Below are 25,402 nucleotides of genomic sequence, written 5' to 3' on the forward strand. Positions count from 1 at the left end.
TAAGGCGGCATCAATAATCATTCCCGGCGCATCGTTCATCCGTGTCATGTTCGTCATGCGAGCACCAGCTCCAGTTCGCCGATGCGATCGATCGCGCCATGCAGCATCCCCGGTCCGTCGATGCGATACGCACCTGTATAAGACCCGGTCGTGATGGTCCAGAACGGCTCGACCGTCAAACCCATGCGCGAACAATGGTTGACGAGCCAGGGCAGCAATTCGCGCGGATCGCCCGCCGGATTGCCGAGCGCGGCGGGCGCAATCGATTCGCCATCGAGCGTGAATTCGAGGCGCGGGGTCAGAAAGTCGAAGCCCGGCGCGACGACGTCGTACGGTTCCATACCCGATACCACGAGCGCGCCGTTGTTCTGCGAATCGGCGAGCTGCGCGAGCGGATCGAGATTGGGCCACTGGGCGAAACGGCTGTCGACGACTTCGAGCGCAACGGCAATGCCGCCGATCGCATCGAGCACTTCGTCGCGTGTGTAAGGGTCGGGTCGCGCGGGCAACGCGTAAGCAAAGCGGAACGCGACTTCGAGTTCCACCAGCACCCGGAAAAACGATTGATGAGCGAGCCGCGCGGGCGAAACATGGACGAGCGCGGCATCGATGGGCGCGCCCGTGGCGAGCGCATCGGGGGCGCGCGCGCCGATCTTCCATGCGCCGATGCGCGCATCGGACTCTCTCAGCATCTCGTGCTGGATGGCGTAAGCGGTGGGCGCGTCGGCCGGAATGTCGGCGTGCTCCAGCGTCTCGATGAGCTGATGCCGGCGGCGGGCGTCCGCGAGCTTCGCGGCGAGTGTCGATCCGGTCATGTCGATATCCCTCTTGTGAGCGGTAATGCACCCCTCAGTGTACGGGTTACCGGATCGACGTTGGTCGCGCACGCATGCATTCATGTGCAAACGCGCGCATTCACCCCTCGCACGCTACGTTCAGAACGTCTCCCAGTCGCCGCCCGCATCGGCCGTCGCGGGTGCTTTCGGCGTCGCGGGCGGCACCGCAACCGTGCGCTTCGCCGGCGTGGCCGCGACGGGCTTCGGTGCGACGCGTGCGCTCACCGTTGCACGCGATGCAATTTTCGCCGCCACCGTGGATGCAGCCGGAACAGCAGCAAGCGGCGCGCCGTCCGCCACCTGGAACACCGCGACCGCCTGGCGCAGCCGCGCGGCCTGATCTTCGAGCGATTGCGCGGCGGCCGCCGCTTCCTCGACGAGCGCCGCGTTCTGCTGTGTCACTTCGTCCATCTGCGTGACGGCGCGCGACACTTGATCGATGCCGCTCGACTGTTCCTCCGATGCCGCCGCGATCTCGCCCATGATGTCGGTCACGCGCTGCACCGCGCCGATGATCTCGTTCATCGTGCGGCCCGCCTCGTCGACGAGCGTGGTGCCCGTCCGCACGCGCGCGACGGAGGTATCGATCAGTTCCTTGATCTCCTTCGCCGCCGCCGACGAACGCTGCGCCAGGCTGCGCACTTCGCCCGCGACGACCGCGAAGCCGCGCCCTTCCTCGCCCGCGCGCGCCGCTTCGACAGCCGCGTTGAGCGCGAGAATATTCGTCTGGAACGCGATGCCTTCGATGATCGTGATGATGTCCGCGATCTTCGACGAACTGCCGTTGATCTCGCGCATCGTATCGACGACTTGCGTGACGACCGCGCTGCCCTTGCCCGCGATGTCCGACGCATTTGCCGCGAGCGCGCTCGCCTGCCGCGCGTTGTCGGCGTTCTGGCGGACGGTGCCGGTCAGCTCCTCCATGCTCGACGCCGTCTCCTGTAGCGCCGACGCTTGTTCTTCCGTGCGCGACGACAGATCGGTATTGCCGGCCGCGATCTGCTGCGTCGCGGACGCGATCGATTCGCTGCCCGAGCGAACGGTCCGCACGGTCGCAAGCAGGCTCGCGCGCATTCTGGCGAGGCCTTCGAGCAACTGGCCCATTTCATCGCGCGACGTGACGACGACTTCGCGGCGCAGATCGCCCGCGGCGATGGCCTCGAAATGTCCGAGCGCGGCTTCGAGCGGCCGGGCGATGGCGCGCCTCAACGACACCCATGCGAACACCGCCGCCGCCATGCCGAGCGCGATCGCGCCGAGACTCAGCGCGCGATACAGCTCGAAGCGGCTCTGCGTTTCCTCGTAGCTCTTTCGCGACGCTTCGGTCAGGTACTTGCGCAGTGCATCGTTCGCGTTGGCGAGCTCGTTGTAGGCGCCCTGCATCGCCTTGGCGTTCGTGATGATGCCGTCGTGATCGTTCGCCATGACGGCGGCCACGCCCTTGTCGACGATGCCTTGCAGCGCGAGGCGCTTGTCCTGTGCGGCATCGGCGAGACGCTTTTCGCCGGGCGCCTGCGGCAGCGACGTGTATTCCTTCCAGTAGCCGTCGGCCCGATCGCGCATCAGGCGCGCGCGTTCGACCGTGGAGGCCACTTCCGGCGTGCCGGCGAGCAGCGCCGCGCGATCGAATACGAGCCGTTCGCGCGCCGCGTACATTTCCGCGTTGCCGACGGCGATCGCCGCGGGCATCTGCACCGAAAAGGTGTCCTGAAACGCGCCGTTCGAATGGCTCATGCCGGTGAGTCCCAGCGCGCCGATCGCGATGAGCAGCCCACCCAGAAACGCCATCGATATGCCGAGGCGCGCCTTGATCGTCAAAGCTTTTTTCATTGAGTTTTCCCTGATGCCGCTCGCGAGCGGGGTCGTCGTTGCGTGACTGCGTGCGCGCGGAACATCGTGCGGCCGCTATGCATGTAAACGGCGCGAAAGCGTCGGCACTTGAGGGAATTGTTTCGTATGAAAAGAAAACGGCGCGTAGGACGCGCCGTTTTTCAACGAACATTGAAAAGTTATGCGGATATTTCGCTGCGGTGCGGAATCGATGGCTGCGCTCCTTCGCGCGTCACCGCGATCGCCGCCGCGCGCTGGCCGAACGCGATTGCATCCATCGCCCCCGCCCCGCGTGCGAGTTCCGCCGCAAAGCCGCCGATGAACGTGTCGCCGGCGGCGGTCGTATCGACCGCTTGGACGTTCGGCGACGGCAGATGCACGCCCTCGCCCGGCGCGCCGTCGATGAGCGCGAGCACGCCTTGCGCGCCGAGCGTCACGATCACATTGCGCGCGCCCTTCGCCTTCAACGCCTGCGCGGCGCGACGGGCATCGTCGGGCGTCTCGATGGCGACGCCGGAAAGCGTCGCGGCTTCCAGCTCGTTCGGAATCAGATAATCGATCAGCGGAAACCAGTCCGGCGGCAGCTTGCGCGCGGCGGGCGCGGGATTGAGGATCGTCGTGTGCTGCAAGCGCCTGCCCGCGGCGAGCGCGGCGCGCACGGTATCGGGCGGCGTCTCGAGCTGGCAGACGATCACGTCGGCTCGCGCGATCAGCGCTTCTTCCTCCGCGATGCGCGCGGGCGTCACTTCGGCGTTGCTGCCCGCGACGATGACGATCGCGTTCTGGCTCGCATCGTCGACGACGATGAGCGCGACGCCCGTCGGCGCGTTGGCACTGGTCGCGAGCGCCGTGCAGTCGATGCCTTCCGCTTCGAGACTGCTTCTGAGCGTGGCGCCGTTCGAGTCGCCGCCGACGCAGCCGATCATCGCGACCTGCGCGCCGAGACGCGCCGAAGCGACCGCCTGATTGCCGCCCTTGCCGCCCGGCACCTGCGCGAACGCGTGGCCGGCGAGCGTTTCGCCCGGCCGCGGCAGACGCGGCGCGCGCGCGACGAGATCCATGTTGAGGCTGCCGATCACGGTCACGCGGCCCTTCTTGGCGCTGTCGCCCATCTTCCTTTCCTGGTTGCCTGGTTGAAATACCGTCGTTCTCAAGCCTTCGCGCCGCGCGATTCCGGCACGACGGCGGTCGATTCGCGCCGCACGAGGCGCGGCGGCACCACACGGCGGCGCGTCGTGCCGGTCAGCTTGCCGGTGATGCGGTCGATCAGCGTCTGCGCGGCCATCTCGCCGAGCGCGCGCACCGATTGTCCCACCGTCGAGAGCGCGGGATACGTGTAGCGCGACAGCTCGACATCGTCGAAACCGATGATCGAACAGTCCGCCGGCACGTTGATGTGGCGCTCCGCCGCCGCCCGCAACGCGCCGATGCCCATCATGTCGTTGCACGCGAAGATCGCGGTCGGCTTCATGTTGTCGAGCAGTTGCGAGGCCGCCGCATAGCCGCCCGTCGCGGAGAAGTCGCTCTGCTGGATCGCGTTCGGCTCGATCTCCATGCCGCGCTCGGCCATCGCGCGGATGAAACCGTGCAGGCGCATCGCGGATACGGCGGTCGCGACCGGCCCCGTGATGCAGCCGATCTTCGAATGCCCGAGCTGCAGCAGATGCCGCGTGGCGAGATACGCGCCTTTTTCGTGGTCGATCTGCACGAGGTCCGACTGCAATCCTTCGATATTCCGGTCGACGATCACGAGCGGCTCGCGCGCGCCCGCGAGACATTGCGCGAGCACCGAATCCTCACCCGCCGACGCGATCACCAGCCCGTCGATGCGCTTTTCCTGCAGCACGCGCAGATAGCTGCGCTGCTTGGCGGGATCGTCGTCCGAGTTGCAGAAGAACACGCAATAGCCGTTCTTCGCGCAGCCGTCCTCGACGCCGCGCGCAAGCTCGGCGAAATACGGATTCGTCGCGTTCGGCACGAGCAGGCCGATGGTCGCCGTCGAGCGCGCCTTCAGCGAGCGCGCGACCGCCGACGGCACGTAGTCGAGCTCGCGGATCGCCCGCTCGACTTTCGCCCGCACGTCGGCCGACACCGGCCGCGAATTGTTCACTACATGGGATACCGTCGTGAACGACACCCCGGCAATGGCTGCCACGTCTTTGATCGTCGCCATACATCGTCCTTCGCTTTGCTTAGGTCTTACTGCTTTTATTGGTCGTAAGGCGTCCGGCGCGCGCTACTTCCGCCGCGCGCCATGCTGCTTTCCCCGCGCCCTGCTTGCCGCTCCTGCTTCACTGCCGCCGCCGGCCGCGCTTCCACCCCGTGCGGAGCGCATGCCGGCGACGTCCTTCGGTCAGACAAACGATTACACACGCTTTTTTCTGCTGCGGTATGTGTCCAGCACCACCGCCACCACGATCACCGCGCCGGTAATGATGCGCTTGGTCGGCTCGTTCGCGCCGATCTGCGCCAGTCCCGCCGCCAGCACGGAGATGATCAACACCCCGAAAAACGTGCTGATGACCGAGCCGCGCCCGCCCATCAAGCTCGTTCCGCCGATCACCACCGCTGCGATCACCTGCAGTTCCAGCCCCGCGCCGGCGTTCGGATCGGCGGCTTCGAGCCGCGAGATCTGAAACAGCGCGGCGAGTCCCGACAGCGCGCCCATCAACGCGAAAACGATCACCTTGTAGGGCCGCGGATTCACGCCCGCGAGCCGCACGGCTTCCTCGTTCGTGCCGATTCCTACGAGATATCGGCCAAAAACCGTCCGGGTCAAGACCAGATGGGCAATTATCATCACCGCGACCGCGATCAGGAACGCGGGCGAGATGCCGAAGGCGATCGGATTCGACAGAAAATCGAATGCATCGCCGATATACGCCGTGCGCGAATTCGTCATCTGATACGCGAGTCCGCGCGCGCCTTCGAGCACGCCGAGCGACACGATGAACGACGGAATCCGCCACGCCACCGTGACGAGCCCGGTCACCGTGCCCGTGAGCGCGGCCGCCGCGAGGCCGATCAGCGCGGCCGGAAACGCCGGCCAGTGCCACTTGAGCGCGGCCACGCTCACCACCGACGCGCCCAGCGCCAGCACCGATCCGACCGACAGATCGATGCTCGCGATAATGAGCACGAACGTCATCCCGACCGACATCACGACGAGATCCGGAATCTGGTTCGCGATGGTGCTGAACGTGTCGTACGTCAGAAAGTGCGAGCTCAGCACCGAAAAGAGCGCGATCATCGCGGCGAGCGCGCCCGCAAGTCCCAGGTAATTCGAAATGCCGAGCCGCGTGCCGACGCCTTTCGTGCTCTTCGGTGCGTCGGCGGGCAGGTTCGCTTCGCTCATTCAATGCTCCACGTTGTCTTCGGGCGCTTTCGCGTCCGGGACGATCGGTTCGTGCAGGATCGCATCGCGCTTCGCGTAGCCCGCGAACGCCGCCGCGAGCAGCGCGTCCTGCGTCCAGTTCGCGCGCTCGAACACGCCCGTCATGCGTCCCGCCGACATCACGCCGATGCGGTCGCAAATCAGCATCAGCTCGCGCAGGTCGCTCGACACGACGACGAGCGCGCGTCCCTCGCGGGCGAGCGCGCCCATCAGCCCGTAGATGTCGAACTTCGCGCCGACGTCGATGCCGCGCGTCGGTTCGTCGAACAGCAGCACCGAGCAGTCGCGCGCGAGCCAGCGGCCGATCACGACCTTCTGCTGGTTGCCGCCCGACAGTTCCGATACCGCCTGCGCCGGCCCGGAAGTGCGGATGCGCATCGCGTCGATCTGGCGCTGCGCGAGCGCCGCTTCCAGGCGCGTGTCGACGACGCCGCGACGCGCCACTGCGCCCAGGTTGCCGAGTGAAACGTTCGCGGCGATCGGCAGGCTGAGCAACAGGCCCTCGCCCTTGCGATCCTCCGTGATGAGCGCGATGCCTTCGTTCACAGCATCCGACGGCGACTGCACCGACACGCGCCGCAACGCCTCGCCTTTGCGCGCGATCGACACGCTGCCCGCATCCGCGCGATCCGCGCCGTATATCAGGCGCATCAATTCCGTGCGGCCCGCGCCGATGAGCCCGCTCACGCCGAAAATCTCGCCCGCGCGCACTTTGAACGACACGTCGCGGACGACGGGCAGCCGCGTCATGCCCTCCACTTTCAGCGCGACATCGCCGATGCGCCGCTCGCCCAGATCGATACGCTCGCCGATCTCGCGCCCGACCATCAGCGTGACGAGGCGCTCGCTCGTGAGCGCGTCCATCGGGCCGATATGCACGAGGCGTCCGTCGCGCAGCACGGCCGCGCGCTCCGCGATGCGCCGCAATTCTTCCAGCCGGTGCGAGATGTACACGAGCGCGACGCCGCGCGCCTTCAACCGCTCGACCTGTTCGAACAGCAAGTCGACTTCGCGCGCGGTGAGCATCGCGGTCGGCTCGTCGAGAATCAGCACGCGGCAATCGCCGATCAGATTGCGCGCGATTTCCACCATCTGCTGATGCCCGATGCCGAGACCGCCGACGAGCGTGTCCGGATCGATCGCGTCGAGGCCGACCTGCGCCATCGCGTGACGCGCGTCTTCCGCGAGCCGCCTGCGGTCGATCCAGCCGAAGCCCTTGCGCGGCAAGCGGTTCAGAAAGAGATTCTCCGCCACGGACAAAGTGGGCAGCAGGTTCAGCTCCTGCATCACCATCCGCACGCCGAGCGCTTCGGCCTCGGACCGGCTTTTCGGCGCATACGGGTGGCCCGCGAGCGTCATCGTGCCCGCGGTCGGGTCGGTGAGTCCGCCCATGATCTTCGACAGCGTGCTCTTGCCCGCGCCGTTCTCGCCGGTGAGTGCGAGCACCTGGCCGGGCGCGAGCGCGAGCGACACGTCCGACAGCACCGGCTCGACATAGGTTTTGCCGACGCCCGTCACCGTCAGCACGTTCGCGTCATTCGAATCGTTCGAATCGTTCGTTCCGGTCATGGGCGCTTCAAGGCCTGGATCAGCATCCTCGTCGAGGTCCGGCACGGCTTCGCGAAGCCGTGCACGCAAGGCCAAGCCGTCTGCCTTGCGCGCTCGTCAGTACGTTATCGGCACGCCCGGCGCGAACTTGAGGCTTCGCGCGGGCTTACTTCGTCACGAGATCGACGGGCGTTTCGACGACCTGCGAAAGCTCCGACTGCTTCTTGTGGCCGGCGATCGCCTTCAGCGCCACGTCGATGCCGAACACGGCCTGCTTGGCTGCATATTGATCGGCAGTGGCGAGCACGCGGCCGTCCTTCAGCATCGGCTTGATCGCGCCGATGTTGTCGAAGCCGACGACCTGCACCTTGCCCGCCTTGCCCGCCGCGCGAATCGCCGACACGGCGCCGATCGCCATGTTGTCGTTGTCGCACAGCAGCGCCTTCACGTTCGGGTTGGCGTTCAGGATCTGCGAGGCGACGGCGTTGCCCTTGTCGATTTCCCATTCGCCCGACTGGAGCGCGACGACCTTCATGCCGGCCGCGTCCATCGCTTCCTTGAAGCCCGCGCTGCGCGCCTGCGAGTTCGTGGTCGTCGTCACGCCTTCGATGATCGCGACTTCATCGCCCTTCTTGAGCTTCGGCGCGAGATAGTCGCCGACCTTTCTTGCGCCCTTCTTGTTGTCCGGTCCGACGAAGGGCACGTTCAGATCCTTCGACTTCAGCACGTCCGGATCGAGCCGGTTGTCGATGTTCACGACGATGATGCCCGCGTCCGCCGCCTTCTTGATGACCGGCACGAGCGCCTTCGAATCCGCCGGCGCGATGATAAGCGCGTCGACTTTCGAAACGATCATCTGCTCGACGATGCGGATTTGCGCGGCGGTATCGGTCTCGTCCTTGATGCCGTTGGTGATCAGGTCGAACTGGTTCTTGTTGTGCGCCTGATAGTCCTTCGCGCCGTTCTCCATCGTCAGGAAGAACTCGTTGGCGAGCGACTTCATGACGAGCGCGACCTTGGGCTTGCCCGCCGTTTGCGCGAATGCGGACGACGAGGCGAACGGCAGTGCGGTGCAGGCGGCGAGCGCGACGGCAGCCGAAAGGACGCGCCGGCGGATGGTTCGGTTCATGCCAATCTCCGATGTTTTTCTGGTTTGTCTGGTCTTGCGAGATGCAGCGAACACGAGCAACGCGCTTTCGTCCGCGCCGGGGCGGCTCACGCGCCAATGCCTGCGAGCGCCCTTTTTTACGCGGCTTGAACGTTTGCCCGCCGTCGATTCTCGTTGGAGAGGCGCTCGCGGTCAATCGGGCTAACGTGTAGTCCACATGGGACGACGCGGCGAATCGGCGGGCGCCGTCGTGCTTCGTGCGCCTCAGAGGTCCTCGACGGACTGCCCTTCCACCTTGTTGTCGATGATGTCGCGCGCGTAGTCGATGCCCGCGCGCGTCGCGTCGATCGGGCTTTCGAAAGGCTGCTGATCCGGCACGCCGAACATCACCGGGCGGCCGCTCTCGCCGTGCGCGCTCCGTGCGATCGTCACGACGATGTCGAAGTGGCGCGGGCCGTCGTCGGGATCATCGCGTTCCTTCGCGCGCCGCAATGCCTGCACCTTGATTTCGAAGCCCTTGTAATGGTCGGACAGCGGCGTGGACATGAACCGTCTCCCTGGTCGTTGGACGTGCGCCGCTCGATCATACGTCTGCGGCCGTGATCGTGTGGATATCGTGGATGAAAGCTGGCTGCAAGCCGTATTCCCGCGCGTCGGCGCGTCTAGCGATTTCACCTTATCCCGCACATCGTTCATATTGGGTTTGCCATAATGCGCGGGCGGCATGCCGCTACGGACACGCGCCGTCGAACAATAACCGTCACTCAAATCAGGGAGCGTCACATGACCATTCGAGCCACCGCCCTCATCGCCGTGCTGAGCCTGACGCTCGGCGCGAATGCAGCCTTCGCCGCGAACAGCCAGCAAAACAAGATGGCCGACTGCAACAAGCAGGCAGGCGACAAGAAAGGCGACGACCGCAAGGCTTTCATGAAGAGCTGTCTGTCGGCCGCGCCCGCCGCCGCCTCCGCGCCGATGACGCAGCAGCAGAAGATGACCGCGTGCAACAGTCAGGCGGGCGACAAGAAAGGCGACGATCGCAAGTCGTTCATGAAGAGCTGCCTCAGCAACAAGGGCTGATTCAACAGGCGTGCATGATTCCGCTTCGGGTCCATGAGTACGCCTTGCTGCATGCATCCGCCGCGCCGTTCGCGCGCGGCGACCCTTACCTATTTACGCTGCCTACCGGCCGATATTGCACCGCACCCAAGCTGGTGATTCGCACCGTCGTCTTTTTCTCATAAGATGACGCGAAGGCGGCCCCTCGAATACAAGACAGAAAGCCATCGGCCGCCGCCGTTTCGAGCGAGGCGAAGTGCCACGCATGGAGGCATCGGATGGCATGGAGACACAAGAACCGCTGGTTCAGGCGGTGGCTCGTCACGATCACGTTCTGGTTCGTGCCGGTGCTGATCGTCGCGGTGAACGAAGTGCGCGAGGAGATGGCGTACAACAACGTCGATCTCCAGAAGTCGCTCTCTACCTGGGAGCTGACCGATGCGCAGCGTGCCGCCGGCGCCGCCGCACGCTGCCACGGCGCGCCCGACGAAGCGCGCGCCGCCGGCTGTCCCGACGATGTACTCGCGGCCAACGCGGCGAAGCATCAGGAAGCGCTCGACGAATACGCGCATCGCAAGTCAACGCTTGCCGATTACCTCTGGCATGCATTCGTCGGTTACTGGATCGTGCCCGCGGCATTTCTGCTTGTGCTCGGTATGCTGATCGGCGGAATCCGGCGCGCATTGCGCCGGCCTCAACGCATCACGCCCGCGCCCGCGTCCGCGGCCGAAGTAAAAACGACGACCCATTCATGAGCGGCGTCCGGGTACGGTCGTTGCTACTTCCTCTGGCGGTTTTCTCGTACGACCTAAAGGCAGTCCGACGAAAAATCTGCTGCCGTTAAGCCGCACTTCGGGCGAAAACTCCGTTTCCATTTCGGTTTGGTCAAAGCTTCGTCTAACCTTGTAAGAGGTGGGGGCGGTGGAGTCGAAAGATTTTCGTAATTTTTGCGCCCCACTTGACGATGATGGGGACGGATTCGGAGTAAGCTGAACCGGGTTGTTTGACCGAATGTTGCGGAGCCTGAAAACCCAAGCGTGACAAGGCTTCGGGCGCATGGGCCGGGGTTCGCGTTTCATGTTGCTGTGCTATAACTTGGCGTGCCTCACCCTCCCGCTCTATGGGGTTTCCCAAATCCACGATGGAGAACAATGATGCAAAGACGAAACTTCATGCTCAAGTCGACCGCAGTTCTGGCGCTGGGAGGCCTCGCGCTTGCCGGCTGCACGGCGAATCGGAACAGCGGAAGCGAAGCGGCCGCAGGCGCCGCCGATGACCGCCGCGCCATCGACGCAGATGTCGACAGCACGATTCAGCGTCTCTACGCCACCGTCGGCGGCTCGCGCGAACTGGTCGCGAAGGCGCGCGGCGTACTGGTGTTCCCCTCGGTGCTGCAGGCCGGCTTCATCGTCGGCGCGCAATACGGCAAGGGCGCGCTGCGCGTGGGCGGCAGCAGCGTCGGCTACTACAGCACGACCTCTGGCTCGTTCGGCCTGCAGGCCGGCGCACAGTCGAAGGCGCTGATCTTCCTGTTCATGACGCAGGACGCGCTCGACAAATTCCGCAACTCCGACGGCTGGTCGGCAGGCGCGGACGCATCGGTGGCGCTGGTGAAGATGGGCGCGAACGGCGTGATCGACACGACCACGGCCACCAAGCCGGTCGAGGCCATCGTCCTCACGAACGCGGGCCTGATGGCCGACGTCTCGTTGCAGGGCACGAAGGTGTCGCGCATCAAGTACTGAGCGCCACGCGCTTTTTCTCGCGGCGAATGCAGAACCGCCGTGTGGTGCGACCTTCGGGTCGCGCCACACGGCGGTTTTTTTCGTGTTTTCGCGCGTTCAGCTCGTCGCGCGATCGATCACCTTGAAACGCGCACGCTTCTGCGCGCGGACGACCGCCTGATACGCATCGAGATATTCCCGCGCCATCCGATGCGACGTGAAGCGCTCCTCGAAGCGCCTGCGCACGCGTTCGCGCGAGAGCGTATGCAGCCGGTTCACCGCCGCCACTGCGCCGATCTCATCCTCGACGATGAAGCCCGACACGCCCTCGTCCACCACCTCCGGCACCGCCCCGCGATTGAACGCGACCACAGGCGTCCCGCACGCCATCGCCTCGATCATCACGAGGCCGAACGGTTCCGGCCAGTCGATCGGAAACAGCAGCGCATGCGCGCCGGACAGAAATTCGGCCTTCTGACCATCGTTGATCTCGCCGACGAATTCGACATACGGCAACTTCAGCAAGGGCGCGATCTCGCGCTCGAAATATTCGTGATCGGCGAAGTCCACCTTGGCGGCGATCTTGATCGGCAAGCCGCAGCGGCCCGCGATGCGAATCGCCGTATCGACACGCTTCTCCGGTGAAATACGCCCCAAAAACGCCAGATACTTCTGCTCCACCGGCTGCGGCACATAGAGCTTTTCGGGCAGGCCGTGATACACCGTGCTCACCCATTTGGCCTGCGGCAGCGGATGACGCTGCGCATCGGAGATGGAGATGACCGGCGCGGTGTTGAAGGTATCGAACACGGGCTGCTGCTCGGGCAGATCGAGGCGGCCGTGCATCGTCGTGACGAAGGGCGTGTCCTGGCGCTTGAAAAGCGAGAACGAGTAATAGTCCATGTGAAAGTGCAGGACGTCGAACTCTTCCGCGCGACGGCGCACCAGTTCCATCAGCAGCATATGAGGCGCGATGCGGTCGCGGATCGCCGGATCGAGCCGCAACGCGCGCGGCCACACGGGTTCCAGGTTGGCGCTGGTTTGCGAATCGCCGGTTGCAAAAAGCGTCACCTCGTGACCGAGTTCGACGAGCGCCTCGGTGAGGTACGACACGACGCGCTCGGTCCCGCCGTAGAGCTTCGGCGGCACCGATTCGGTCAGCGGAGCAATCTGGGCAATTCTCATCGTTCTCGTCTCCATGCGAATTTCGACGTGCGGCCGATCGCGTGTCAGCCGCGGCGCGCATCGAGTATGACAGCGGGCCGTAAGGTCGTACAACGAGGTTTGCCCTTATGCACTGCTCCGCCATCTGCTGCGATGAAGCGCATTATCGAGTGCCGATGTGCCGTTTCTAGACGCTCCTTGCACTTTCAGCGCTCTGTTACAGCGCCGAAACAACCGTATCGACGAGCGGTTACGCCTTGCGCTCGCCGCGAAGGTCCGCGAGAAATTCGTCGCGCCACACGCCCAGATTGTGCTTGCGCAGCGCGGCCATGTTGGTGTCGTAGCGCTGCTTGCGCTCGGCGAGGGGCATCGCCAGCGCGCGGCCGATCGCCTCGCTCATGCCGACGATATCGTGCGGATTGACCATCACCGCGCCCGTCATTTCGTCGGCCGCGCCGGCGAATTGCGAGAGCACGAGCACGCCGGGATCGTCGGGATTCTGCGCGGCGATGTATTCCTTCGCGACGAGATTCATGCCGTCGCGCAGCGGCGTGACGAGTCCGATCTGCGATTCGCGGAACAGCGACATCAGCTTCCAGCGGTCGTAACGCTGGTTGAGATAGCGGATCGGCGTGTAATCGAGCCCGGAGTAGCGCCCGTTGATGCGCCCTGCCTCGTACTCCAGGTTCTGGCGGATCTGCTGATATGTTTCGACGTCCGAGCGCGTCGGCGGCGCGATCTGCACGAGCGTAACGTTGCCGCGCCACTCCGGCGACTTCTCCAGAAAATGCTCGAACGCGCGAAAACGCTCGACGAGTCCCTTCGAATAATCGAGCCGGTCCACGCTCATGATGAGCTTGCGGCCTTCGAGGCTCTGCTTCAGGTCCATCACGTCCTGACGCGCCTCGCCGCGCTCGGCCTGCTCGGCGATTTCATCGGGGAACACGCCGATGCGATACACGTTCGTCCTGAGCTTCCTGCCGAACGCTTCGACGTGGCCGTCGGGCGTCGCCGTGCCATGCGCGTGCCGGACGATGTAATCGTGAAACGCGACGCGGTCGCTCTCCGTCTGAAATCCCACGACGTCATAGCAGCAGAGCGACCTCACCAGTTCTTCGTGCGGCGGTATGTTCAGCAGGATTTGCGGCGACGGAAACGGAATATGCAGGAAGAAGCCCGTTCGATTCCCGATGCCCGCCGAGCGCAGCGCTTCCGCGAAGGGAATCAGGTGGTAGTCGTGGACCCAGATGATGTCGTCGGCTTCGAGCAGCTTGATGAGTTTGTGCGCGAGCCACGCGTTCACGCGCCGGTAGCCCGCATATTCGTCGCGGTCATAGACGGCGAGATCGTTGCGATAGTGGAAGACCGGCCACAGCATCGCGTTGGAGAAGCCGCGGTAGTACTGGTCGTAGTCCTTCTTCGGCAAGCCGACGGTCGCGAACGTGACCGCGCCGTCCTGTTCGAGCTTCGGCCCCTGATTCGCGACGGTCTCGCTCACGACGTCGCCGCTCCAGCCGAACCAGACGCCGCCGCTGTCCTTCAGCGCACCGAAGACGCCGACGGCGAGCCCGCCCGCGGAGCCCTTGGTTTCGGTCGGCGTGGCGACCCGGTTGGATACGACGATGAGACGGCTCATATGTTTTCCTTTTCCTCTTCGAACGCTGCTTTTTTACGATAAACCCGAAATTTTCGACCGGGAAACGCGTCGCGGGTTTCCATCATGTGTTCTTGGCCGGCATCGGCGCGGTGGAAGCCGCCGCGTGCGCCCTCGGGTCCGGGCCGGTCGCTTCGCCGCGGCTCGCGATCGGATCGGCGGCTGTGTTGGCCGTGCTCGCCGCCTGCACCGCGCCCGCGCGTTCGAGCGGCGGCGCGAAATCGACGTGCATGTCCTTGTCGGTCGACAAATCCGCGCGCGCGCGCGGCAGATAGTGCGGATACGCCGCCTGCACGAAGTTCACGAGCCCTTCGCGCACACGGCAGCGCAGGTCCCAGTTGAGCGCCGAATCGAATGAACTGACGAGCACGCGCAGTTGCATCGCGCGATCGGTGGCGTCGGTGACTTGCAGCACCTGCACGCGGCCATCCCATTCCGGCGCGTGCGCGAGAATGCGCTCGAGTTCCTCGCGCAACGGCGCGAGCGGCATGCGGTAATCGACATACAGAAACACCGTGCCGATGATCTGCGAACTATTGCGCGTCCAGTTCGTGAACGGATTCTCGATGAACCATTGCAACGGCACGATGAGCCGCCGCTGATCCCAGATGCGGATCGACACGTACGTGCCCGTGATTTCTTCGACACGGCCCCACTCGCCCTGAATCACGACGACGTCGTCGAGGCGGATCGGCTGCGACAGCGCGATCTGCAAGCCGGCGATCAGATTGCCGAGCACCGGCCGCGCGGCGATCCCGGCGACGAGCCCCGCGACGCCCGCCGAGGCCAGGAGACTCGCGCCGATCTGCCGCACGCTCGGAAACGCCATCAGCGCCGCGCCGAAGCCGATGATCACGATCACCACCATCACCGAACGCGCGAGCACGCGCGCCTGCGTATGGATGCGGCGGGCGTTGAGATTGTCGTCGGTGTCGAGCGGATGCGCCTGCACGATCGCTTCGCCGACCGCGCCTGCCGAACGCGCCGCGAGAAACGTGAGCGCGCCGATCAGCGCGACGGTTTCGACATCGCGCAGCACGCCGATGAAAGGCAGCGTATCGGGCGCCTCGAAAATCATGAAGCCGATCGCGAGGATGATGAGCAGGACGAGCGCGGGCGTGTCGATGTAGCGCAGGACGACGCTCATCAGCGGATACGGCCGCGCGATACGCACGAGAATGCGCGCGCCGATGCGATGCACGCCTACGGCGACCGCCACCGCGATCGCCGCGACGACGAACGCGCCGGGCCATGTGCCGAGCGGCCGTTCTGCAAGAGTCAGAAAATGATCGAGTGAAAGCATGAGCGTCGCGGGATCAGCCTCGAAGAAATAAGCGGCGAGGTGGATACGGCGGTCGCATCGCACGGATGCGGGGTGCTACGCGATGTTGCCGCGACGGCCGTCCGGGCGCGGCCGCCGCTCGTTGTATCAGCCAGCGTGACGCCCATGTTGCGGCGTCATTGTTCGCTCAGCGTTCCGCCTTGCAGGGAAACGCCTTGCCGAGACCGAGCGAGACCATCGTGGTCGCGTTGAAATCGGCCTTGTCGGGATTGTTCGCGATGTACTTGCGCACCGCGTCCGTGAGTTGCTGCGGCTTCACGTCCGCCGGCAGGCAGAAGTATTGGCCGACCTGCGGCCCGGAGGTTCCGCCGATCGCCTCGATCGTGTTGTAGATGCCGTCCGCCGCGCCTTCGATATACGCCGCGCAGGCGGTCCGCGAGTTGGGATCCGTTTTGGTGCAGAGCTTGTTCAGATCGTTGCCGGTAAACGCGAACGCACACGCGGGCGTCGCGAGAGCACAGGCGAGGACGAATTCCCGCAGCATGGTCTTCCTTTTATGTTGAGCGGCGGCCTGGATTGGAGCAACCGGTTCGGAGCAATGCGCGGCCGCGCCTGACCGCGCACGCTCCGTGACTTGATGCCGCACCGTTATTTTGCACCGTTTGAGCCGCTTTGCGCAGCGCCGCCGCCTTGTTGCATCGAGTCCAGACGCGCCTTCAGGCCTTCGGCGACATCTTTCTCGTTGTACTTCTGCGCGAAATCCACCGCCGTCAGGCCGAGCTGGTTCTTCACGCGCAGATCGGCGCCTTCGTCGAGCAGCAGCTTGACCGTCGAAAGATGACCGCCGCGCGCGGCCATCATGAGCGGCGTCGTGCCGTTGGGCGAACCCGCGTCGATGTAGGCGGAATGGTCGACCAGGATCTTCACGATATCGTCGTGGCCGTTCGTTGCCGCGTAATGCAACGGCGTCCAGCCTTTCTTGTTCACTTCGGCATCCTTGGCGATCAGCAGATTCACGAAGGTCGCGTCGCCGTTGAGCGCGGCGAGCATCATCGCGTTTTCGCCGGCGGGATCGAGCTTTTCGATATCGGTCTTCGGGTTGTCGGCGAGCAACTGGCCGACTTTGTCCGACTTCTCGCGCGCGGCGATCACGATGATCGGCGTGCCGGTGTTGTCGACCGTGTTCGGGTCCGCGCCCTGTGCGAGCTGCTTCTTGACCGCCGAAACATCGTCGAACTTGACCGCCTTGATGAGCGAGTCCACGGACGCGGCCCAGGCCGGCTGGGCGATCGCGCAGGCCGCCAGCAGCGCGCCGGCGACGAGACCGCGCACGGCCGTGCCCTTGCGCGCAGCGCGCGTCGTGTTCGGAGTGGAAACCATCGGGGAAGTGTTCATAAGTGACCTTCGGATTGCCTTGAAACAGTTTTTTTGCGCGCGGGCCGGCCGCCCTCAGACTGGCCGCGCGATCTTGAAGAGCCGGAAGAAGTTGTCGGTGGTCGCCTGCGCGACGGCCTCTTCCGGCTGCTCGCGCAACTGCGCGATGAAACGTCCGACATAACTCACGTACGCAGGTTCATTCGGCTTGCCGCGATACGGCACCGGCGCGAGATACGGCGAATCGGTTTCGATGAGCAGACGTTCGAGCGGCACGCGCCGCGCGACGTCCTGCACATCGGTTGCCTTCTTGAACGTGACGATGCCCGACAGCGAGATATGAAAGTTCTGCGCGAGCGCCCGTTCGGCGACGTCCCACGGCTCGGTGAAGCAATGCATCACGCCGCCCGGCACGTGCGCGCGCTCTTCTTCCATGATGCGCAGCGTATCGTCCGACGACGAACGCGTATGAACGATGAGCGGCTTGCCCGTCGCGTGCGCCGCGCGGATGTGAGTGCGAAAGCGTTCGCGCTGCCATTCCATGTCGGCGATGCTTCGCCCTTCCAGCCGATAGTAGTCGAGCCCGGTTTCACCGATCGCGCAGACCTTAGGGTGCGCCGCCAGTTCGACGAGTTCAGCGACGCTCGGCTCGCGCATGTCCTCGTGATCGGGATGCACGCCGACCGATGCATACACGTTCTCGTGCTGCTCGGCGATGGCGAGCACCGAAGGCAGCGTCTCCAGATCGACCGACACGCACAGCGCGTGCGTGACCGAATGCGCGCGCATCTTGTCGAGCACGTCGGGCAGACGGTCAGCGAGCCCTTCGAAGTTGATGTGGCAGTGTGAATCGACGAACATCTGCTGCTCCTTGATGCGTTCCTTGCGTCGCGGTCCGATGCACTCGGGCGCTCAGGCCGTGTAAATCCCGCGATAACCCATGAACAGTTCCTCGAACACGAGACGCGCGTTCAACGGATGATTTTCCACCGCGCGCTGCCGCGTCACGGTCTTCATGTAGCGCGCGAGCGCGGCAGGATCGGCGCTTTGCGCGCACCGCGCGAGCGCCTTGGCCGCGCCGGGAAAATAGCGCGGCCGCCCGGCCGAACGCTGCGCGAGCAAGTCGTAAAGCCAGCGCTGCAGCCAGCCGAGCACGAGCGGCACCGGCAGCTTCTGCAGGTTTTCGCCGCACGCGAAGGCGTCGCAGTTCGGGCCGGCGGCGAGTTGCGCGAGCGTGAACTCGCGCAGCGCGCGGTTTTCGTCAGTCGCCAGCGCGAGGGCAGCAAGCGGCGCGCCGCCCGCCTGCGCGAGCAATCCCGCAGGATCGTCGACGCCCTGCGACGCGAGCCACGCGCTCGCTCCGTTCTGCGGCGGCACGCTCATCGGCCATTGACGGCAGCGGCTGATGATCGTCGGCAGCAGCCGGTCGATGCGCGCCGACACCAGCAAAAACACGACGCCCGACGGCGGTTCTTCGAGCGTTTTCAGCAGCGCATTCGCCGCCGCGACGTTGAGCGCCTCGGCCGGATACAGCACGACGACACGCAAACCGCCCCGATGCGAGCCGACGCCGCAGAAGTCCAGCAGCGCGCGCACCTGTTCGATCTTGATTTCCTTGCTCGGCGCGCGGCCTTTCTTGCCGTCGTCGCCATCGGATTTGTCGGCGGCGGCGTCGGACGCGTCGGCGCTCGCGGCGGCGAGCCCCGCGAGCGCCTCGGGCAGCACCGCGCGATAGTCGGGATGATTGCCTTGCGAGAACCACAGGCACGCCGGGCACGTCCCGCACGGCTCGCCGTTCGCGGCGGGCGTCTCGCACAGCAAGCCCTGCGCGAGATGCTGCGCGAACTGCAATTTGCCGATGCCAGCCTCGCCGTGCAGCAAAAGCGCATGCGGCCAGTGCGCGCGCAGTTGCTGGAGCCGCTGCCAGTCATCGGTTTGCCAGGGATAGATCATCGATGTTTGTTCGTGGAATCAGATGCTCGCGACGACTTCTTCGAGCTTTTTGCGAATTTCGTCGATAGAACGCGTCGAATCGACGATGAAAAACCGCTGCGGCGATTCCTCCGCGCGGCGCAGATATTCGCTGCGCGTGCGCTCGAAGAAAGCCTCCGATTCGCTCTCGAACTTGTCCGGCGCGCGCGCGGCGGAACGGCGCTCGCTCGCGGTGCCGGTCGGCACGTCGAAAAGCACGGTCAGATCCGGCTGGAAGCCGCCCTGCACCCAGCGTTCGAGCGCTTCGAGCTTGTCGCGCGGCAGCCCGCGCCCGCCGCCCTGATAGGCGAACGTCGCGTCGGTGAAACGGTCCGACAGCACCCAGTCGCCGCGCGACAACGCCGGTTCGATCACTTGCGCCAGATGCTCGCGGCGCGCGGCGAACATGAGCAGCGCTTCGGTTTCGAGATCCATCGGCTGATTCAGCAGGATGCCGCGCAGCGTTTCACCGAGCGGCGTGCCGCCCGGCTCGCGCGTCATGACGACCCGATGCCCGGCCGGTTCGACCTGCGCTTCGAGCCGCTCGCGGAACCAGTTCAGATGCGTGGTCTTGCCCGCGCCATCGATACCTTCGAACGTGATGAACTTGCCGCGCGCCATTCATTGACCCCGGATGTATTTGTCGACGGCCCTGTTGTGGTCGCCCAGATTGTCGGAAAAGATGCTGCTGCCGTCGCCGCGCGACACGAAATAGAGCGCATTGCTCGCGGCGGGGTTGAGCGTGGCGTTCAATGCGGCCACGCCGGGCAGCGCGATCGGCGTCGGCGGCAGACCCATGCGCGTATAGGTATTGTACGGAGTGTCCGTCTGCAGGTCCTTTTTCCTGAGCTTGCCGCCGTAGGCCGGCCCGAGCCCGTAGATCACGCTCGGATCGGTCTGCAGCGGCATGCCGATGCGCAGCCGGTTCGCGAACACCGCCGCGACGAGCGGCCGGTCGGATGCGCGCCCTGTCTCCTTCTCGACGATCGACGCCATGATGAGCGCGTCGTAAGGCGTCTTGTAAGGCAGGTTCTGCGCGCGCATGTTCCACGCTTCCGTGAGGCGCGCCTGCATCAGCCGGTACGCGCGCTTGTAGACGGCGAGATCGCTCGTGCCTTTGTCGAAGAGATAGGTGTCCGGGAAGAAGAGGCCCTCGGCGGACGCCTTGTCGAGTTCCGCTGCGCCGATCGCGCGCAGGAGGTCGGTATCGGTCATGCCGGCCGTGTCGTGCGTGAGCGCGGGATTGCCGTCGAGTTCGCTGCGCATCTTCTGCAGCGTCCAGCCCTCGATCACCGTCGCGACATATTCGTTCACGTCGCCGCGCGCGATTTTTTCGAGCACTTCGTAAGGCGTGACGCCGCTCTTGAAAGCGTAATTGCCGGATTTCAACTGCGCGGACAGGCCGAGCACGCGCGTCATCAGCACGAAAAGCTCGGGTTCGACGGGCACGCCGCCGCGATTCAACTGGGCGCTCACGCTGCGCAGGCTGCTGTGCGGCTTGATCGTGACGTCGATCTCGGGCGCCGGCAAGGTGAGGGGCCGGTTGGCCCACCAGTAGACGCCGCCCGCGACGGCTGCCGCGAGCATCGCGGCGAGCACCGCAGCCGCGACGCATTTCTTCAGAAAGGACATGCGAAACACGCTTGAGATAAGACCAATATAATAACTTGCCGCCTGCTACAGAGCCGCATTCCCGGGCCTTCGCCCAAACGACAGGATTGACAGCCCGCCGACTCATGAATTCCCAGACCATCGCTCTCGCCGCTTCCGACTTCGATTCCGTCAAGACTTCCGGCGCGTTCATGCCGCTCACCCAGTTCGGCGTGATCGACGTCAAGGGCGAGGACGCCGCCTCGTTCCTGCACAACCAGATCACGAACGACGTCCAGCATCTCGACGCCTCCACCGCCCGTCTTGCCGGCTACTGCTCGGCGAAGGGCCGGCTCCTCGGTTCGTTTCTGATGTGGCGCACGGCCGACGCGGTGCGCCTCTTGATCGCCCAGGACGTGCAGGCCGCCGTGCAAAAGCGCCTTTCGATGTTCGTGCTGCGCGCGAAGGCGAAGCTCACCGACGCGACGCCGGAGGTGGCCGCCGTCGGTTTCGCGGGCGACGTGCGCGCCGCGCTTTCCGGCATTTTCGATGCATTGCCCGACGGCGTACACGTGAAGGTCGAAGGCTTGCACGGCTCGCTGATCCGCATGCCGGATGCGGCGCAACGTCCGCGTTTTCTGTGGGTCGGTCCGAAGGCCGATATCGAAGCGCAACTCGCAAAACTCGATGCCCAGTTGAAGCGTGTGCCCGAGCAGATGTGGGACTGGCTCGACATCCACGCGGGCGAGCCGCGCATCACGCACGCAACGGTCGAGCAGTTCGTGCCGCAGATGGTGAACTTCGACGTGCTGGGCGCGGTGAACTTCAAGAAAGGTTGCTATCCGGGTCAGGAGATCGTCGCGCGCAGTCAGTATCGCGGCACGATCAAGCGGCGCACGGCGCTCGCGCATGTCGGCGCCGCGACGCCCGGCGCCGAGCTTTTTCATTCCGACGATCCCGGCCAGCCGTGCGGTCTCGTCGTCAATGTGGCGCCTGCTGAGAACGGCGGCGTCGACTGCCTTGTCGAGATCAAGCTCGCCGCGCTCGAAAATGGTTCGGTGCACGTCGGCGCGGCCGATGGCCCCACGCTCGCCTTCCTGCCGCTGCCCTACGCCTTTCCCGCCGACGCCTGAGGTCGAACGCACATGTGTCTGATCGTGTTCGACTGGCAGCCTGCGGCGTCGCGCGAGAATGGCCGCGCGCTGCTGACGCTCTCCGCCAATCGCGACGAATTCTTTCGCCGCGACGCCGAACCGATGCACTGGTGGCGCGATGCGCCGGGCGTGCTCGCCGGCCGCGATCTGACGGGTGGCGGGACGTGGCTCGGCGTGTCGCGCGACGGGCGCTTTGCGGCGCTGACCAACTATCGCGCGCCGAGCGAGATGCAGCCGAACGCGCCGACACGCGGCACGCTCGTGAGCGCGTTTCTCGCAGGCGAGCGCGCGGCGCCGCTCGACTATCTGCGGGGCGTGGCGCAAGAAGGTCATCGGTATAACGGGTTCAACTTGCTGTGCGGCGATTTCACGCGGCGCGAGCTAGGCTGGTACGGCAATCGTGCCGATGCCGCGCCCGCCCTGCTCGATGCGGGCGTGCACGGCTTGTCGAACAGCCTGCTGAATACGCCGTGGCCGAAGCTCGTCGCGCAGCGCGAGGCTTTATGCGATCTGATTCACGCCGATGAACGTCCGTCGCTCGATGTGCTGATCGATACCTTGCGCGACCCGCGCATCGCGAACGACGAGCATTTGCCGTCGACGGGCATTTCGATCGAGCGCGAGCGCGTGTTGTCGGCGGCGTTCATCGAAACGGCGGGATACGGCACGCGCAGCACGACGGCTTTGCGCGTGAAACCGTCGGCGCGCGGGTTATCGCTGGAGATCAAGGAGCGTAGCGACGACGACGGTTCGCATCGCATCGTCAGGCCCGGTGCGTTCGAGCGGGGGTTCGGGTTTGAGATCGAAGGCTGAGGGCTTTACTCGAACGCCTCCCGCAACGCCCTCACCGCGTCCTCATGCGCCGCCGCGACTTCCGGCACGAAGCCGCTCATCTTGAAGAACTCGTGAATCATGCCTTGATACCGCATGAGCGTAACCGGCACGCCCGCTTCTTCAAGCTTCGCGGCGAACGCAACGTCTTCGTCGTAAAGCGGATCGTGGTCCGCCGCCGCAATCCACGCCGGCGCGACGCCCTTGAAGTCGGGCACGCCGCGCGCCGCATCCAACGGGGCGAAGCGCCAGTCGTCGCGATCCCGGTCATCACGCAAGTATTGGGCGAAAAACCATTGGATCGTCTCGCCGGATAGCAGGTAGCCCTCCGCGAGACGCGCATGGGATGCGCTCTTCTGCCATGCGCTCGTGCCCGGATAAATCAGCAGTTGCAGCTTCAGATCGATGTCCGCATCGCGCGCAAGCACCGCGCAGACGATGGCGAGCGTGCCGCCCGCGCTATCGCCGCCGATCGCGAGCCGCGCCGCATCGATGCCGAACGTGCCCGCCTCGCGCGCGAGCCATTGCAGCGCGTCGAAGGCATCGTTCACCGCGACCGGAAACTTGTGCTCAGGCGCAAGCCGGTAATCGACCGATACGACCGCGCATCCCGCGTCGTGCGCGAGCTTGCGGCACAGCGCATCGTGCGTCGATACGCTGCCGACCGTGAAGCCGCCGCCATGAAAATAAAGCAGCGCCGGAGAAGGTTGTGCCCAGCTGGGCTCGACCGGATGATAGACGCGCACGCCGATCGCTTCGCCATCGCGCGTGGGAATGCGCAAGTCTTCGACGGCGTGCATCGGCAACGGCGCGATATCGAGAATCGGCGCGCTCATCGCGTAGGCGGCGCGCGCCTGCTGCGGCGTCAACGTGTGATATGGCGGTCGATTGGCGCGCGCGACCATCTCCAGAATCTGCGCGATCTTCGGATTGAGCGGCATCGGCGAAAAGAGCGTCGAAGGAAGAGGATGATGCCACGAACCACGCGCCACTAACGCGGCCGTTTCAGCGACATCGGATCGGTCGGATTGCGCAGTTGCGCGATATCGTCGAGGCGCAGTTGCACCGACGGCATGATCGCCGGATGCGTGATGACGTAGAAGCGCCCTTCGCGCACCGCATCGAAGGTCAGTCTGGCGATGTCGCGCGCGCTCAGCCTGCCGCCCTCCACCGCGCGCGTCAGTTGCCGAGCTGCCAGTTTTTGCGACGCGGTGTGCGGCGCGGCATTCGCGAGCGTCTCAGGCCGCGAGCGTTCCGCGTCGGCGATGCCCGTCGGCACGAACGCCGGACACAGCAGCGACACGCCGACGAGCGACGCGCCCGCGAGCCGCAAGTCGTGATACAGCGTCTCCGTCAGCGCGACGACCGCATGCTTCGACGCGCTGTAGACGCCCATCGCGGGCGCGGCGAGCAAGCCCGCCACGGACGCCGTGTTGACGATATGCGCCGGCTCGTTTTGCGCGAGCATGACCGGCACGAACGCGCGCAGCCCGTTCGCGACGCCCATCACGTTCACGCCGAAGACCCACTGCCAGTCGTTCGCGCTGTTCTCCCACACGAAGCCGCCCGCACCGACGCCCGCGTTGTTGAAGAGCAGATGCACGCCGCCGTAAGTGTCGAGCGACGCCTTTGCGAGCGCGTCCATCTGCGCGGCCTCCGATACATCCGTCGTCACGCCGATCGCCTCGCCGCCCGCCGCACGCACCGCATCGACGGTGGCGACGAGGCCGGCGGTGTCGAGATCGGCGAGCACGAGTTTCATGCCGAGCGCCGCGCCCTGGATGGCGAATTCGCGGCCGAAGCCGCTGCCCGCGCCGGTGATGACGGCGACCTTGCCTTCGAAGCGATCCATCACACGAGCTTCACCAGTTGCTTGCCGAAGTTCTTCCCGCGCAAGAGACCGAGAAAGGCTTCGGGCGCATTCTCTAGCCCTTGCGCGATGCTCTCGCGGACATGCAGCTTTTTCGTCACGAGGCGCTCGCCGAGTTCCTTCAGCGCCTGCGGCCAGATATCCAGATGTTCATAGACGATGAACCCTTGCAGCTTGAGCCGCTGCGTCAGGATGAGGCGCGGCGCGTCCATCGGCAGAGGTTTGCCGTCGTAGCCCGAGATCATGCCGCACACCGCGATGCGCCCGAACGCGTTCATGCGCGCGAGCACGGCATTGAGCACTTCGCCGCCGACATTCTCGAAATAGCCGTCGATGCCATCGGGCGTTGCGGCCTTCAGATCGTCGTACAGCTTGCCGGCCTTGTAATCGACGCACGCATCGAAGCCGAGCGTCTCGACCACGTAACGGCATTTCTCCGCGCCGCCCGCGATGCCCACCGCGCGGCATCCCGCCGCCTTCGCCAGTTGCCCGACGACGCTGCCCACCGCGCCGCTCGCCGCCGACACGACGACCGTCTCGCCCGCCTTCGGCTCGATGATGCGGTAGAGCCCGTACCACGCCGTGACGCCCGGCATGCCGAGCGCGCCGAGATACGCGGACAGCGGCACGCGCAATGCATCGACCTTGGTGAGTCCTTTGCCATCGGACGTGCCGAATTCCTGCCAGCCGAGCACGCCGACCACGCTGTCGCCCACGGCGAACGCCGGATTGCGCGATTCGGTGACGACGCCCACGGTGCCGCCGATCATCACCTGGTCGAGCGGTTGCGGCGCGGCGTACGACTTCGCGTCGTCCATGCGGCCGCGCATGTACGGATCGAGCGAAAGATAGTGATTGCGCACGCGCACTTCGCCGTCCTCGAGCGGCGCGAGCGGCGTTTCGACGAGCCTGAAGTTCGACACCGACGCCTCGCCTTGCGGGCGCGACACGAGCAGGACCTGCCGGTTGATCTGTGCGTCTGCCATGTAGTTTCTCCTTCGTTCGAATGCACT

The 25,402-nt window shown here is 65.3% G+C and carries 25 protein-coding genes; 5 read left to right on the plus strand and 20 right to left on the minus strand.

Going from position 1 to position 25,402, the window contains the following annotated elements:
- Positions 1-53: 53 nt before the first annotated feature.
- From AWB77_RS26490 to AWB77_RS26525, 8 genes are all read right to left on the minus strand, one after another.
- Entirely contained in the window at positions 54-815 is a 762-nt protein-coding gene (locus tag AWB77_RS26490; protein WP_061137438.1) for a hydratase, read from the minus strand.
- Positions 816-935: 120 nt separating this feature from the next.
- Entirely contained in the window at positions 936-2,666 is a 1,731-nt protein-coding gene (locus tag AWB77_RS26495) for a methyl-accepting chemotaxis protein (protein WP_061137439.1), read from the minus strand.
- Positions 2,667-2,845: 179 nt separating this feature from the next.
- Positions 2,846-3,778 (minus strand): ribokinase, encoded by a 933-nt coding sequence (rbsK, locus tag AWB77_RS26500; RefSeq protein ID WP_061137440.1) that lies wholly within the window; start codon positions 3,776-3,778, stop codon positions 2,846-2,848.
- A 38-nt stretch (positions 3,779-3,816) separates the two neighbouring features.
- Positions 3,817-4,839: a LacI family DNA-binding transcriptional regulator gene (locus AWB77_RS26505; RefSeq protein ID WP_061137441.1), complete on the minus strand. Its 1,023-nt coding sequence runs from the start codon at positions 4,837-4,839 to the stop codon at positions 3,817-3,819.
- A 192-nt stretch (positions 4,840-5,031) separates the two neighbouring features.
- On the minus strand, positions 5,032-6,021 hold the full coding sequence (locus AWB77_RS26510; RefSeq protein ID WP_061137442.1) for an ABC transporter permease: 990 nt from the start codon (positions 6,019-6,021) through the stop codon (positions 5,032-5,034).
- On the minus strand, positions 6,022-7,629 hold the full coding sequence (locus AWB77_RS26515; protein ID WP_061137443.1) for a sugar ABC transporter ATP-binding protein: 1,608 nt from the start codon (positions 7,627-7,629) through the stop codon (positions 6,022-6,024).
- Positions 7,630-7,774: 145 nt separating this feature from the next.
- Positions 7,775-8,737, minus strand: coding sequence for a sugar ABC transporter substrate-binding protein (locus AWB77_RS26520; RefSeq protein WP_061137444.1), 963 nt, complete (start codon positions 8,735-8,737; stop codon positions 7,775-7,777).
- Positions 8,738-8,980: 243 nt separating this feature from the next.
- Positions 8,981-9,262 carry a hypothetical protein gene (locus AWB77_RS26525; protein WP_061137445.1) on the minus strand — a complete coding sequence of 94 codons (282 nt, stop codon included), beginning with the start codon at positions 9,260-9,262 and terminating at the stop codon, positions 8,981-8,983.
- Between the two features lie 237 nt (positions 9,263-9,499).
- Here AWB77_RS26525 and AWB77_RS26530 point away from each other — a divergent pair, with 237 nt between their 5' ends.
- From AWB77_RS26530 to AWB77_RS26540, 3 genes are all read left to right on the plus strand, one after another.
- On the plus strand, positions 9,500-9,796 hold the full coding sequence (locus AWB77_RS26530; protein ID WP_061137446.1) for a PsiF family protein: 297 nt from the start codon (positions 9,500-9,502) through the stop codon (positions 9,794-9,796).
- Positions 9,797-10,053: 257 nt separating this feature from the next.
- Entirely contained in the window at positions 10,054-10,530 is a 477-nt protein-coding gene (locus tag AWB77_RS26535) for a hypothetical protein (RefSeq protein ID WP_061137447.1), read from the plus strand.
- Between the two features lie 399 nt (positions 10,531-10,929).
- Positions 10,930-11,520 (plus strand): BPSL1445 family SYLF domain-containing lipoprotein, encoded by a 591-nt coding sequence (locus AWB77_RS26540; protein WP_061137579.1) that lies wholly within the window; start codon positions 10,930-10,932, stop codon positions 11,518-11,520.
- Between the two features lie 96 nt (positions 11,521-11,616).
- On the opposite strand, the gene AWB77_RS26545 is transcribed toward AWB77_RS26540, so the two are convergent.
- The 9 genes from AWB77_RS26545 to mltG all read right to left on the minus strand — a co-directional run bounded on the left by AWB77_RS26545 (position 11,617) and on the right by mltG (position 20,576).
- On the minus strand, positions 11,617-12,684 hold the full coding sequence (locus tag AWB77_RS26545; protein ID WP_061137448.1) for a glycosyltransferase family 4 protein: 1,068 nt from the start codon (positions 12,682-12,684) through the stop codon (positions 11,617-11,619).
- Positions 12,685-12,913: 229 nt separating this feature from the next.
- Positions 12,914-14,299 carry an alpha,alpha-trehalose-phosphate synthase (UDP-forming) gene (otsA, locus tag AWB77_RS26550; protein WP_061137449.1) on the minus strand — a complete coding sequence of 462 codons (1,386 nt, stop codon included), beginning with the start codon at positions 14,297-14,299 and terminating at the stop codon, positions 12,914-12,916.
- Positions 14,300-14,381: 82 nt separating this feature from the next.
- Positions 14,382-15,620, minus strand: coding sequence for a mechanosensitive ion channel family protein (locus AWB77_RS26555; RefSeq protein WP_061137580.1), 1,239 nt, complete (start codon positions 15,618-15,620; stop codon positions 14,382-14,384).
- Between the two features lie 166 nt (positions 15,621-15,786).
- The gene (locus tag AWB77_RS26560; RefSeq protein WP_061137450.1) at positions 15,787-16,143 is read right to left on the minus strand and encodes a Rap1a/Tai family immunity protein; all 357 of its coding nucleotides are present in this window, start codon (positions 16,141-16,143) and stop codon (positions 15,787-15,789) included.
- Positions 16,144-16,247: 104 nt separating this feature from the next.
- The gene (locus AWB77_RS26565; protein WP_061137451.1) at positions 16,248-16,994 is read right to left on the minus strand and encodes an ankyrin repeat domain-containing protein; all 747 of its coding nucleotides are present in this window, start codon (positions 16,992-16,994) and stop codon (positions 16,248-16,250) included.
- A gap of 54 nt (positions 16,995-17,048) precedes the next feature.
- Positions 17,049-17,834 (minus strand): TatD family hydrolase, encoded by a 786-nt coding sequence (locus AWB77_RS26570; RefSeq protein ID WP_061137452.1) that lies wholly within the window; start codon positions 17,832-17,834, stop codon positions 17,049-17,051.
- 51 nt (positions 17,835-17,885) lie between these two features.
- Entirely contained in the window at positions 17,886-18,926 is a 1,041-nt protein-coding gene (locus AWB77_RS26575) for a DNA polymerase III subunit delta' (RefSeq protein ID WP_061137453.1), read from the minus strand.
- Between the two features lie 18 nt (positions 18,927-18,944).
- Entirely contained in the window at positions 18,945-19,565 is a 621-nt protein-coding gene (tmk, locus tag AWB77_RS26580; protein WP_061137454.1) for a dTMP kinase, read from the minus strand.
- Entirely contained in the window at positions 19,566-20,576 is a 1,011-nt protein-coding gene (mltG, locus tag AWB77_RS26585; protein WP_061137455.1) for an endolytic transglycosylase MltG, read from the minus strand.
- Positions 20,577-20,680: 104 nt separating this feature from the next.
- Between mltG and ygfZ the strand changes: the two genes are divergently transcribed.
- Complete coding sequence (gene ygfZ / locus AWB77_RS26590) at positions 20,681-21,667, plus strand: CAF17-like 4Fe-4S cluster assembly/insertion protein YgfZ (RefSeq protein ID WP_061137456.1); 987 nt, start codon at positions 20,681-20,683, stop codon at positions 21,665-21,667.
- 12 nt (positions 21,668-21,679) lie between these two features.
- The gene (locus AWB77_RS26595; RefSeq protein WP_061137457.1) at positions 21,680-22,501 is read left to right on the plus strand and encodes an NRDE family protein; all 822 of its coding nucleotides are present in this window, start codon (positions 21,680-21,682) and stop codon (positions 22,499-22,501) included.
- 5 nt (positions 22,502-22,506) lie between these two features.
- Here AWB77_RS26595 and AWB77_RS26600 read toward each other — a convergent pair whose 3' ends face one another.
- From AWB77_RS26600 to AWB77_RS26610, 3 genes are read right to left on the minus strand one after another with little or no spacing between them, the layout of a single operon-like run.
- Positions 22,507-23,460 (minus strand): alpha/beta hydrolase, encoded by a 954-nt coding sequence (locus tag AWB77_RS26600; RefSeq protein WP_061137458.1) that lies wholly within the window; start codon positions 23,458-23,460, stop codon positions 22,507-22,509.
- Between the two features lie 50 nt (positions 23,461-23,510).
- The gene (locus tag AWB77_RS26605; RefSeq protein ID WP_061137459.1) at positions 23,511-24,371 is read right to left on the minus strand and encodes an SDR family oxidoreductase; all 861 of its coding nucleotides are present in this window, start codon (positions 24,369-24,371) and stop codon (positions 23,511-23,513) included.
- On the minus strand, positions 24,371-25,375 hold the full coding sequence (locus AWB77_RS26610) for an NADP-dependent oxidoreductase (protein WP_061137460.1): 1,005 nt from the start codon (positions 25,373-25,375) through the stop codon (positions 24,371-24,373). The genes AWB77_RS26605 and AWB77_RS26610 overlap by 1 nt, the downstream gene beginning before the upstream one ends.
- Positions 25,376-25,402: the final 27 nt, after the last annotated feature.

The organism is Caballeronia fortuita (assembly GCF_001544835.2).
Lineage (GTDB): Bacteria > Pseudomonadota > Gammaproteobacteria > Burkholderiales > Burkholderiaceae > Caballeronia > Caballeronia fortuita.